Origin of the sequence: Mucilaginibacter paludis DSM 18603, assembly GCF_000166195.2 — a bacterium.
Lineage (GTDB): Bacteria > Bacteroidota > Bacteroidia > Sphingobacteriales > Sphingobacteriaceae > Mucilaginibacter > Mucilaginibacter paludis.
Genome location: NZ_CM001403.1, coordinates 6,119,818 through 6,132,887, shown reverse-complemented (window position 1 = coordinate 6,132,887; position 13,070 = coordinate 6,119,818). Strand labels below are relative to the sequence as shown.

General features: G+C 46.0%; 6 protein-coding genes. All 6 read left to right on the top strand.

All coding sequences use genetic code 11. The annotated features are described in order from the left end of the window. Positions 1–100: 100 nt before the first annotated feature. The 6 genes from topA to MUCPA_RS25660 all read left to right on the top strand — a co-directional run bounded on the left by topA (position 101) and on the right by MUCPA_RS25660 (position 13,067). Positions 101–2,500, top strand: a complete 2,400-nt coding sequence (gene topA, locus MUCPA_RS25685; protein WP_008510351.1) for a type I DNA topoisomerase — start codon at positions 101–103, stop codon at positions 2,498–2,500. Between the two features lie 39 nt (positions 2,501–2,539). Then, complete coding sequence (locus MUCPA_RS25680) at positions 2,540–2,944, top strand: hypothetical protein (RefSeq protein WP_008510349.1); 405 nt, start codon at positions 2,540–2,542, stop codon at positions 2,942–2,944. A gap of 90 nt (positions 2,945–3,034) precedes the next feature. Beyond that, the gene (locus MUCPA_RS25675) at positions 3,035–8,644 is read left to right on the top strand and encodes an alpha-2-macroglobulin family protein (RefSeq protein WP_008510348.1); all 5,610 of its coding nucleotides are present in this window, start codon (positions 3,035–3,037) and stop codon (positions 8,642–8,644) included. 148 nt (positions 8,645–8,792) lie between these two features. Continuing rightward, positions 8,793–9,656, top strand: coding sequence for a CPBP family intramembrane glutamic endopeptidase (locus tag MUCPA_RS36410; protein ID WP_008510347.1), 864 nt, complete (start codon positions 8,793–8,795; stop codon positions 9,654–9,656). 78 nt (positions 9,657–9,734) lie between these two features. Beyond that, entirely contained in the window at positions 9,735–12,098 is a 2,364-nt protein-coding gene (gene pbpC / locus MUCPA_RS25665; protein ID WP_008510346.1) for a penicillin-binding protein 1C, read from the top strand. Between the two features lie 264 nt (positions 12,099–12,362). Continuing rightward, positions 12,363–13,067, top strand: a complete 705-nt coding sequence (locus MUCPA_RS25660; protein ID WP_008510345.1) for a 3'-5' exonuclease — start codon at positions 12,363–12,365, stop codon at positions 13,065–13,067. The last annotated feature ends 3 nt before the right edge of the window (positions 13,068–13,070 follow it).

Below are 13,070 nucleotides of genomic sequence, written 5' to 3'. Positions count from 1 at the left end.
CCGGATAGCTTTAAAATAAGCTGTAATTTCTTTTATCGTACCAAAACTAAAGTTTGTGTTTCACTTACTTTATGCTTTATTTGCAGAAAAAACTTGTTAAATGGCTAAAAATTTACTCATAGTTGAGTCTCCGGCGAAAGCCAAAACCATTGAAGGGTACCTTGGCAAAGACTTTACCGTTAAGTCGAGCTACGGCCATATCCGCGATTTGGTTAAATCGGAAGATGCCATAGATATTAAGAATAACTTTGAACAGAAATACGAGGTTCCGGCTGATAAGAAGCAGATAGTAAGCGAATTAAAAAAATTAGCTAAGGAGGCCGAAATGGTATGGCTCGCGTCCGATGAGGACCGCGAGGGAGAAGCCATATCATGGCATTTATTTGATACACTCGGATTAAAGGATGCAACCACCAAACGCATTGTTTTCCACGAAATTACCAAATCGGCAATTACAAAAGCTATCGAGAACCCACGTAAAATAGATTATAATTTAGTAAACGCCCAGCAAGCACGCCGCGTGCTTGATAGGTTGGTTGGTTTTGAACTCTCGCCAGTTTTATGGAAAAAAGTAAAACCATCACTTTCGGCTGGTCGGGTACAATCGGTAGCCGTGAGGTTAATTGTTGACCGCGAGCGCGAGATCAATAAATTTAAAGCGGAAGCGGCTTTCCGCATCATAGCCCTTTTTGGCAAAGGGAGAGATTCCTTTAAAGCGGAATTGCCCGAGCGCTTCAGCAAGCAGGAAGATGCCGAAAAGTTTTTAACAGATTGCATATCAGCGGCATTTAATGTAAAGAGCCTGGAAACCAAACCGGCCAAAAGAAGCCCCGCAGCCCCCTTTACCACATCAACACTACAACAGGAAGCCAGCCGTAAATTAGGATTTTCGGTTTCGCGCACCATGTCGGTAGCGCAAAAACTGTACGAGTATGGTAAGATAACCTATATGCGTACCGATTCGGTAAACCTTTCTGATACCGCATTACAGGCTGCCGAAAAACAGATCGTATCCGCCTACGGCGAAAAATATCATCAGTTACGTAAATATAAAACCAAATCTGCCGGGGCGCAGGAAGCTCACGAAGCCATCAGGCCAACATTTTTTGAGAACCATACTACCGACGGCGATCCATCGGAAAAGCGTTTATATGAGTTGATCTGGAAGCGGGCTATCGCATCGCAAATGAGTGAAGCTCAGTTTGAGAAAACAGTAGCCAAAATCAGCATATCTACCCGGAGTGAAGATTTAGTTGCCAATGGCGAGGTGATGAAGTTCGACGGATTTTTGAAGGTTTACCTGGAATCTGTCGACGAGGAAGAAGAAGTTTCTGAGGATGGAGACAACGCTATTTTACCTCCATTAACTAAAGGCCAGTTATTAGCCTTGCGCGAAATGACCGCTACCGAGCGTTTCTCTCGTGCGGCGGCAAGGTATACCGAGGCCAGCCTGGTTAAAAAGCTGGAAGAATTGGGTATCGGTCGTCCGTCAACCTACGCTCCTACCATTTCTACCATCCAAAACCGCGGCTATGTGGTTAAGGAAGACCGCGACGGCAAGCCCCGCAATTTCCGTGTGCTTACTTTGGCCGACGGACAGATAAAAAAAGAAGAAAAAACTGAAAATACAGGCGTTGAACGCGCCAAACTTTTCCCTACCGATATTGGTGCCGTAGTTAACGACTTTTTGGTGCAGCATTTTAACGGCATTGTTGATTTTAACTTTACCGCCAGCGTTGAAAAACAATTTGACGAAATTGCACAGGGATTAAAAGAATGGACAGAGATGATCCGCTCGTTCTATACCCCATTTCATGAAGAAGTAGAAACCACTACAAAAAATGCCGACAGAGCAAACGGTGGCCGCGATTTGGGTATCGATCCTAAAACGGGTAAAAAAGTATCTGTACGTATTGGCCGCTACGGTCCATTTGTGCAAATAGGCGAAAGCGAAAACAAAGAAGAAACCGAACCGCAGGAAAAACCGGTTTATGCCAGTTTACGCACCGGCCAGATGATGGAAACCATTACGCTGGACGAGGCCATGGAACTGTTTAAACTACCCAAAAAAGTAGGCTTTTTTGAAGATAAGGACATGACGGTAGCCATAGGCAAATTTGGCCCATACATACGCCATAACAGCTCATTTTACTCGCTGCCTAAAGGGATTGATCCTTTGGATGTGCTGGAAGAGCAGGCTATAGAAATTATACAAGAAAAACGCAAAAAAGATGCCGAAAAGCTCATCAAGGTATTTGATGAAAACCCGGAAGTAAAAATACTGAACGGCCGATGGGGCCCATATATTGAGTTTGAAAAGCTAAATCTTAAAATCCCCAAGGATAAGGACCCTTTAACCCTTACTTTTGAGGATTGCAAAGCCTTAGCCGCCATTGCCGAAAAAGAACCTAAAAAAGGCGGAAAGTTTGGTGCTAAAAAGGCTGCTCCGGCTAAAGCAGCGCCTGCAAAAAAAGCAAAAGCCAAAGCGGTAAAAAAATAGTGTGATAAGGGTTGCCATAACGCCCTGTTTTATTGAGTTATGAAAAAAGATTTGCCCGAAAACAGAGTTGTAGATATTGCCATTGCAGTAGCGCTGGAGCGCGAAAATATTGAAACTAAAATTTGGTATGTATACCTCATCAATCTTAAAAATGAGCCTATTGAAAATGTGCTGATCACCTCCAAAGGATATGGGGAGAAAAATGGGGAGCCCGTAAAAACATCCGTTCTGCGCCACATGTTCCCTAAGGTTGAAAGCAAGGCCTTTGTATTGATAGAACCTATTGACGAAGAAACTTTTGGCCTCAATAACGAGTACTGGCTCAGCTATTACATCGGCAAAAACATCTACGATAAAAAATTTATTTTCCTTCCCGAAAGCATTATCGACTCTAATTTCATCAAGCTTCCGGTACTTAATAAACCGGGAGTAATGATTCTTTAATTCCGCAAAAAACGCCTCAATAAATATTTTTTCAGGCGAAGTACTTTATGATATTATTTTTATAATTTTCATCATAAAATCATCGCCTCCATGCAACTACCTAAAAGCTCTCTTTTTAGCAAAGCGAGCATTCTGCCTGCCATTTTATTACTGGTTTTAGTTGGCTTAGTAGCTTATTCCCTGCAGCACCATAAGGGCATAACCACTGTAGATTCCTCCTTCAGCAAGTATATCGAATCGTATACCTCGGGTATCATCTCTAAAGAAAGCAGCATCCGTATCCGCCTGGCCAACCAGGTGCAGGGTACACACGTACAAAACGAGGCCCTGCCTAACGGCATTTTTGAGCTCTCGCCCTCTGTTAAGGGCAAGGCCTACTGGGTTGATGCCCGCACAATAGAATTTAAGCCTGAGAAAGCGCTCGACGCGGATAAGCAGTACAACGCATCGTTTAAGTTAGGTAAAGTGATTGATGTGCCCGCTCACTACCAAAAGTTTGAGTTTACCTTTCAAACCATTAAACCCGATTTTACGGTTACTTTTAACGGTTTGCAAACCGCTACCCGCACCTCAACCACCCAAATGAAACTGGAAGGTGCCATCCAAACCTCAGATGCTGAGAAAGATGAAAAAATTGAAAAACTGATCAGCGTCAATTTTGCTTCGGATGTACACATCAGCTGGCAGCATAACCCCTATACGCATACCCATACCTTTACGATAGGTAAACTGACAAGATTGTCCAACGGGGTTAACCCGGTAACGGTAACATGGGATGGCAACGCCCTCAATGTGGATAAAAAAGGCTCGCAACAATTTGAGATACCCGCCATAGGCGATTTCAGGGTGCTCAATATCCGCGCCGTGCAGGATCAGGAACAATATGTGCTGGTCCAGTTTTCTGACGCTATCATGGTTGGGCAGGAGCTGAACGGCCTGATAGGTATCAGCAACACCACCGAACCTGCTTATACCATTGAAGGGAGTACGGTAAAGGTTTACGCTTCTGAGCGGCTGGATGGCAATTATACTTCATTTGTAAACCAGGGCGTTGAAAACATATCCCACCAAAAAATAAAAAAGAATTATACTGCCAATGTGTTTTTTGAAAACAAACTCCCGGCAGTAACCATCCCCGGCAAGGGCGTAATATTACCAAGTTCGGGCAAACTGATGATGCCTTTTGAGGCCGTTAACCTCAATGCGGTTGATGTAAGCATCATCAAGATCTACGAAGACAATGTACCGCAATACTTCCAAACCAATGATATTAACGGCGACAATGAGCTGAGGCGCGTAGGCAAGCCCATTGTGCAAAAAACAATCAGGCTGGACGGCGATAAATCCGTTAACCTCAACAAAAAAACGCGGTTTATGTTGGATATCGATAAGCTGCTCCGCACCGAGCCGGGAGCAATATACCGGGTAATTATCGGTTTCCGTAAAGATTATTCGCTATACAGCTGCAAGGGCGGCGGCCCGGTTAAAACCAATACCGGCGATGACGAAGAAGGTTATGAGGGTGATTACTATGAAGGCAGCGGCAATTCGTCGTTAAGTGACGAGGACGATAGCTTTTGGTCGCGCTACGACAGCTACCATCCGATAGGCTATAACTGGAGCGACCGCGATAACCCTTGCACCGAGTCATACTTCACTAAAGAGAAATGGGCCATCCGCAATATCATCGCCTCAAACATCGGTTTAATTGCCAAACGCGGCACCGATAACAGCATGGTGGTTATCGCTACCGATATTTTAACAGCCAAACCCCTGTCGGGCATTGAGCTTAACCTGCTGGATTACCAGAAACAGGTTATAGCCAAAGCAACATCCGATGCTTACGGACTGGCCAAATTCGACATCAAACGGAAACCGTACTTATTAGTTGCCAAACATGGCGATGAGCGGGGCTATTTAAAACTGGACGACGGCAGCTCATTACCCCTCACCCGTTTTAATGTGGGCGGCGAGCAGGTTCAAAGCGGCATCAAGGGCTTTATTTATGGCGAGCGTGGCGTTTGGAGGCCGGGCGATAGTATTTATGTATCGTTTATTTTGGAAGATAAGCAGAACAAGCTGCCGCCAGACCACCCCGTAGAAATGAATTTTTACAACCCGATGGGCCAGTTGTATACCACGGCTACGCAAACCAAATCGGTTGATGGTTTTTACAGCTTCCATTTAGCCACTCAAACATCCGATGTTACCGGCAACTGGACGGTTAAGATTAAAGTTGGCGGCGCTACGTTTGAGAAGAATATCAAGATAGAGACCATTATGCCTAACCGCTTAAAGCTCAACCTGAGCTTTGGCAACCAAACCGAGCTAACCAAAGGCAGTAACACCAAAGGCACTTTAAATGCCAAATGGCTGTTTGGCGGCATAGCCCAAAACTTAAAGGCCAAGGTTGACGCTTACCTTACTTCGCAAAAAACAGCCTTTAAAAACTTTGACGATTACGATTTTGACGACCCTACCCTGGCCTTCAACACCCAGGTGCAAAATGTGTTTGACGGCCGTTTAGATGCCGAAGGCAATACATCTGTTGATGCCGATATCAATGTAGAAAAACAAGCACCGGGCCAGTTGCGAGCCAATTTTATGGTGAAGGTTTTTGAACCTGGCGGCAATTTCAGCATTAACCAGGTGAGCATGCCTTATAACGTATACCCGGGCTATGTGGGTATTAAGGCAGAAAAAGGGAATGCCCTTACGGGGATGCTGTATACCGGGCAATTACACACTTTTGATATTGCCGATGTGGACACCAAGGGCAACCTGATACAAGGCAGGCGTACCGTACAAGTAGAACTTTATAAAATACAATGGCGCTGGTGGTGGGATAATACCGGCGACCAGATGAGCAACTTTACCCAGGATAAATACAATAAGCTGATTAAAACCGAAACTGTTACCCTGAACAACGGACGCGGTAAATGGGGAATGCAGATCAATCAGCCGGAATGGGGCCGGTACCTGGTGAGGGTTAAGGATGAACAAACAGGCCATACCACCGGCAAAATTATTTATATCGACTGGCCGAACTACGCGCAGCGCCTGCAGCAGGATAACCCTACGGAAGCTGCTATGCTATCGTTCACTGCCGATAAACCCAACTATAAGGTGGGCGAAGAAGCCGTGTTAACCATACCCACTATGGCCAATGGCCGGGCCTTAATCAGCTTTGAAAACGGCACTCGGGTGTTAAAAACCGATTGGATCAACACCGAAAAAGGCGAAACGCAATATCACTTTAAGGTTGACGAAACGATGGCGCCGAACGTTTTTGTGAATGTAACGCTGCTACAGCCGCACTCGCAAACGGTGAACGACCTGCCCATCCGCATGTATGGCGCTATACCGCTGCTGGTAGAAAACCCGGCTACGATATTGAAGCCGGTAATTACCATGCCCGATAAAATCCGGCCGGAAACACGGTCGGCCATTACGGTGTCCGAGGCTTCGGGCAAGGAGATGACCTATACCGTAGCCATTGTTGACGAGGGCTTGCTGGACATTACCAATTATAAAACGCCCGATCCGCACGAATCATTTTACGCCCGCGAGGCGCTGGGCGTAAAAACCTGGGATCTGTTTGACTATGTAATTGGCGCCTTTGGCGGCGATCTGGAACGGATACTCAGTATAGGCGGTGATGCCGGAGGCCGTTCAACCAACAAAAATGTATCGGTAAACCGGTTTAAGCCTGTAGTTAAATTTATGGGGCCCTACCATTTAAACGCCGGCGAAAAACAAACGCATGCCTTTACCCTGCCGCAATACATCGGCTCGGTTAAAGCGATGGTTATTGCCGGCCACCAGGGCGGTTACGGTTTTGCCGATAAGGCCGTAGCGGTTAAAAAGCCGTTAATGATATTGGCTACCCTGCCCCGCGTGTTAGGTCCATCAGAGAAGGTGCAGCTGCCTGTTACGGTTTTTGCTATGGAGAACAACGTAAAAATGGTTACCTTACAGATACAATCGAATGCGTTCAGCAATCTCACAACCGCAAACAACCGCCAAACCATCACCTTTGCCAAACCGGGCGAACAGATGGTTACGTTTGATCTGGATGTTAAAAACTTTATCGGTGTGGGTAAAGTAAAGATCATCGCGCAAAGCGGAAACGAAAAAGCTACCTATGATGTGGAACTGAATGTGCGCAACCCCAACCCTGCTATTACAAAAATTTTGGATAAGGAACTGGCACCCGGTGACTCATGGAGCGTTCCGTACGCGGCCATCGGCATGGCCGGAACCAATAAAGCCACACTTGAGGCTTCCAACATACCTGCGTTAAACCTGGCCAAACGCTTAAGCTACCTGATAGAATATCCGCACGGATGCGTGGAGCAAACCACATCGGCAGTATTTCCACAGCTCTATTTAAACCAGTTAACAGATCTGTCATCCTACCAAAAAGCCATTACCGACCGCAATATTAAGGCCGGGATTAACAAGCTTAACGGCTTCCAGGTAACAGGCGGAGGCTTGAGTTACTGGCCCGATGGAGCCGAAGCGGACGAATGGGGAACTAACTATGCCGGTCATTTTATGTTGGCCGCGCAAGCTGCCGGGTATGCTTTGCCTGCCGGATTTATTGAACACTGGAAAAACTATCAGCGGCAAAAGGCCCTATCATGGGCGCCGGATTCGCGCAGCTTTTATGGTGCCGACCTGGTACAATCCTATCGGCTTTACCTGCTGGCTTTGGCCCATGCGCCTGAGTTAGGCGCCATGAACAGGCTTAAAGAGTTCCCTTACATCAGCCTGGAGGCTAAATGGAGGCTCGCGGCAGCTTACAAACTGGCCGGGCAGCCCGAAGTGGGTTTAAGGATGATCTCCAACCTGCTCACTACCATCAAGCCCTACTATACGCTGTTTGGCACCTACGGCTCCGACCTGCGCGACGAAGCCATGATATTGGAAACCTTAACCCTGCTGGGCCAGCGCGCCCAAGCCTCCGGTTTATTGCGTACGGTTGCCGCACGCTTATCTCAGGATAGCTGGTACAGTACCCAAACCACCGCCTACAGCTTGGTAGCCATTGCCGAGTACTGCGGTAAAAATGCATCGGGAAGCAAGTTGTTGTTCAACTACCAGGTAAACGGCGCTAAGGCCAGTGTTAATTCAGGTTCGTATCTCTGGTCGCTGCCGGTTAAAGCGCAATCGGGTAAGGTTACCCTTCAAAACAATGGGAAGAACAAACTGTACCTGAGGCTCATCCAACAAGGGCAGCCTGTTACAGGTGAGGACGTGCCCCCCATCGATAACCCCGATGTATTGCAGATGTGCATCAGCTATTTTACGTTAAACGGCATACCTACCGATCCTTCAAAAATAAAACAGGGGACAGATTTTGTGGCCCAGGTTAATATCAAAAATCCGGGCAAACGGGGCCGTTATGATAACATGGCGCTTTCGCAGATCTTCCCTTCGGGCTGGGAGATCCTCAATACCCGGATGATGAACAACGACGAAGCTTTTAAATCGTCACCATCCGATTACCGTGACATTCGCGACGACCGGGTAAATACCTATTTCAGTTTGACTGAAGGCAAAGAGGCAACTTATTTTGTGATGCTGAACGCCGCTTACTTAGGCAGGTTTTATCAACCGCCAGCTTATTGCGAAGCTATGTACAATACTTCCATCAGCGCCTTGGCAAAAGGGCAATGGGTTGAGGTGCTGAAGTAGGGATCTCGTTGGAAAGTTGGTAGGTTGAACAGTTATAAAGTGGGATTGAACTATAGCTTCAGATATTTTCTTTTTCGCTTGATACTTCCTTCCTCTGCCTTATTAACGATTTTAAAGTTTTGGCATTGAAAGAATAAAATATACGTACATGCTAATTGATGAAGAAGTAAAAGATATTGAACCATGCCTGGCTGAACAGGTTAATTATCCCAACATTAAACAGTCCATGGGATTGGGCTTGTACTTTTTACTGTTTTCAGTTGTTACAGCCATACCTTTAATTATAATAAAAACTACAGACCATCCCGATAAGTCAACAAGCTCATTAATAACATTGCTAAGTTATAGCGCCGCAATTTTGGGTGTAATAGGCGTTGGTTTAAAAAAGATAAAACAGTTTGAAGGAATAAGTTATAAAATAAAATTGAACAAAGTGGCGCTGATACCAATAGTAGTTGGTGTAGTAATGGTATTAACCATGCCAGTATTAACAGCTCCAATAAATATTTTATGGCCAATGTCTGATAAATGGAAAAAGATATTTGCCGAGCTCAGTGACCCAAACCTGTTTACAATAATCATGGGTATTGTGGCTGCCCCTATTTTGGAGGAAATTCTTTTCAGGGGGATTATCTTAAATGGTTTGCTCAAAAACTATTCACCACAAAAGGCAATCATTGTATCGGCTGCCATTTTCGGCTTAGTTCATTTAAATCCGTGGCAGGCCATACCTGCATTTTTGGGTGGCTTATTGATGGGATGGATGTACTGGAAAACCAACTCTATTATTCCAGGCATGTTGATTCATTTTGCGAACAACCTATTTTCAATATTACTTAGCTCGGCCTTCAAAAACACCGACTCGCTAAACCAATTGGTAAGTACTCCGGTATACATCGCGTTGTTTGTTATTTGCGCTGCCATTGCGATAGGTGGCTGGATGTTTTTAGAAAAATATTTTGAATACAATCCAACATTAGGAGATGAAGAAGCCGCACTTGGCAAAGTGTGATGAGTAGATAATAATCGACGAAGCGAGAAAAGCAACCACCCGACAAACATTTCCATTTAGTAGCTGTGGCATCAAAAAATGAGAACCAAAAAGAAAATTATACTCATATCGTTTGTAGTAATCATACTATTAGCCTTCTGGTTCTGCCTTCCGCGCCACCTCTTCAACTCCCCAACCTCATTCGTTATCGACGATAACCAGGGCCAGCTATTAGGTGCCTCCATAGCAGCCGACGGGCAATGGCGCTTCCCTTATAACCCCAATGTTCCGGATAAATTTAAGGCCTGCATCATCGCCTTTGAAGACAAACGCTTTGAGCATCATCCGGGTTTTGATGCCTTAGCTTTGGGCAGGGCAATCAGGCAAAACATCCGCTCAGGGCATGTAGTGAGCGGCGGCAGTACTTTAACCATGCAGGTAATCAGGCTGGCTACACGCAACAATCGTACAGTGTGGCAAAAGCTGCTGGAAGTGATCAGGGCCATGCGGCTGGAACTCACCCATTCCAAGGCGGAGATATTGGCCTTGTATACCAGTAACGCGCCCTTTGGCAGCAACGTAGTAGGCTTAGATGCCGCCTCGTGGAGGTACTTTGGCCGCGATCCGGGTAAACTGTCGTGGGGCGAAATGGCAGCACTGGCCGTATTGCCTAATTCGCCATCATTGGTTCATCCCGGTAAAAACCGGCTTATCCTGCTCAAAAAACGCAATTTACTGTTAGACCGTTTGTACCGGCAACATATCATCGATGCTACAACCGCATCGTTAGCTAAACTGGAACCTGTGCCCGACAGGCCGATGCCCCTCCCCCAGTTTGCCCCTCACCTCCTCGACCGGGTTAAAAACGATTACCATGCCGACAGGCAAAGCAGCACACGGATTAAAACATCCATTAGTTCGGCCTTGCAACAAAACGTAACTGATATTTTAGAAAAACATCACCGGGTGCTTAAGGCCAACGATATTCGCAACGCGGCAGCCATTGTATTAGATGTAGAAAGCGGCCAGGCGCTGGCTTATGTAGGCAATATCTTCCATACCAGCGACCCTGAACTGCAAAGCAATGTCGACGTGATCAGCGCGCCGCGAAGCCCGGGGAGTACGCTAAAGCCTTTGCTTTACGCATCTATGCTGCACGATGGCTTACTGCTGCCCAATAGCCTCATCCCTGATATACCAACGCAGATTGCAGGCTACCATCCCGAAAATTTTGATTTAAACTACGATGGTGCCGTCCCGGCTGCTAAAGCCCTGGCGCGGTCGCTCAATGTGCCCGCCGTCAGGATGTTGCAACAATATAAATACGAACGTTTCCATGCCTTTTTGCGCCGGATGGGTATCACCACGTTAAAGCAGCCTGCCGATTTTTACGGCCTATCGCTCATTTTAGGCGGCGGCGAAAACAACCTCTGGGAACTAAGCGGCGCTTACGCGGATATGGCAAGGGTTTTAAACCATTATAGCCGCTATAAAGGTTTATATAATGCCAACGATTTTCATAACCCCTGTTACACGCAAACCATAATGCCGAAACCCGTGCTGGAAAAAGACGGCTTGATGGATGCTGCATCGATATACTATACCTTCCAGGCGATGGAAGAAGTGATGCGTCCCGGCGACGAGATGCTGTGGCAGCAATTCAGCTCCACACAGCGCATCGCCTGGAAAACTGGAACAAGCTTTGGCTTTCGCGATGGCTGGGCTATAGGGGTAACACCAAAATATGTAGTTGGCGTTTGGGTAGGCAATACCAATGGCGAAGGCAGGCCGGGGTTGATTGGCGTAAACACCGCCGCGCCCATCCTGTTCGAAATTTTCAGGCAGTTGCCCGTTACGCGCGATTGGTTTGACATGCCTACAGGCGCTATGGTACGGATTGGCGTTTGCCATGAAAGCGGTTACCGGGCCAGCGAAAACTGCAACCACATCGATACCTTATGGGTGCCCCAAAATGGCATTAAAGCCCCTGTTTGCCCCTGGCATCAACTGGTACATTTAGATGCCAGCTGTAAATGGCAGGTTAATTCGACTTGCGAAGCCCCCATCAACATGGTACATCAATCGTGGTTTGTACTTCCGCCATCGATGGAGTTTTACTATAAAACTAAAAATTACCAATACCAAACATTACCGCCATTTAAACCAGGTTGCTCGGCCACACCACAGCAACGGCCAATGGAACTGATCTATCCGAAGGACGGCTCCAAAATTTATGTCCCGCTAGAAGCAGACGGCAGCCGCGGGAGGATGATCTGCAACGCCGCACACAGGCAATCAGGCATTAAAATATTCTGGCATCTGGATGATAAGTATATGGGCGAAACAATAAATTACCACCAATTCGCTTTAAACCCATCCCCCGGCACACATACTTTAACTTTGGTTGATGCTAACGGCAGCAGGCTACAGATCAGATTCCAGATTTTAGAGAAAGAGAAATAAGAAATTTTACATCAGTGATTTGGGATGGGTAATCATTAACCTCACCAGGTGACTAACTATGGGTTTGATTGTTTTCATAACAGCGTAGTTTTATTGTATGATCTGAACAAAGTCCGATCCAAAACAATGAAGAAGTCTGCAAAACTGACGCTATCGTTAGGTTTATGCCATTTATCTGTTAAAACAGAGTAAGATTATTAACTGGAAAGGCAATTTAATATTCAGCAGGCCAATAAAACACGAAAAAATGTACTATTTTTAGCTATGCTTGAACAGCTCGACCTGCAGAATATTTTAGTGTTGGATATTGAAACCGTACCCCAGTACTCCACCTTTGACCAGGTACCACCAGCTTTACAAAAACTATGGGCCGCCAAAACACAATATCAGCGCAAGGATGAAACTCCCGACGAATTTTATGAACGCGCCGGCATCTGGGCCGAATTTGGCAAGATCATCTGCATTTCGGTAGGTGTATTTACCAAAGAACAACCGGTTGGCTTAAGAATAAAATCGTACGCGGGGCATGATGAAAAACAGTTATTGGCTGCGTTTAGCGCCATGTTAAAGAAACAACCTCAAAACCTGGTTTTGTGCGCGCATAACGGTAAGGAGTTTGATTTTCCGTACCTTTGCAGAAGGATGCTGATCAATGGCGTGCCCTTGCCATCGCAGTTAGAAATATCGGGTAAAAAGCCCTGGGAAATCAATCACCTGGATACGATGGAGTTGTGGAAATTTGGTGATTATAAAAACTATACATCGTTAAGTTTGCTTACCGAGATATTTGGCATACCTACACCTAAAGATGATATAGACGGCAGTATGGTAGGCCATGTTTACTGGCAGGAGAACGCGCTTGAACGCATTTGCACCTATTGCCAAAAAGATGTGATTGCCACAGCCCAGCTTATTAGAAGGTTTAGAGGCGAAGAATTGATTGCGGATGAAAATATGACTATTGTTTAATTA

Coding starts and splice junctions, on each gene's coding strand:
- MUCPA_RS25675 (WP_008510348.1), top strand. CDS start 3,035: ATGCAACTACCTAAAAGCTCTCTTTTTAGCAAAGCGAGCATTCTGCCT.
- MUCPA_RS25680 (WP_008510349.1), top strand. CDS start 2,540: ATGAAAAAAGATTTGCCCGAAAACAGAGTTGTAGATATTGCCATTGCA.
- MUCPA_RS36410 (WP_008510347.1), top strand. CDS start 8,793: ATGCTAATTGATGAAGAAGTAAAAGATATTGAACCATGCCTGGCTGAA.
- MUCPA_RS25660 (WP_008510345.1), top strand. CDS start 12,363: ATGCTTGAACAGCTCGACCTGCAGAATATTTTAGTGTTGGATATTGAA.
- topA (WP_008510351.1), top strand. CDS start 101: ATGGCTAAAAATTTACTCATAGTTGAGTCTCCGGCGAAAGCCAAAACC.
- pbpC (WP_008510346.1), top strand. CDS start 9,735: ATGAGAACCAAAAAGAAAATTATACTCATATCGTTTGTAGTAATCATA.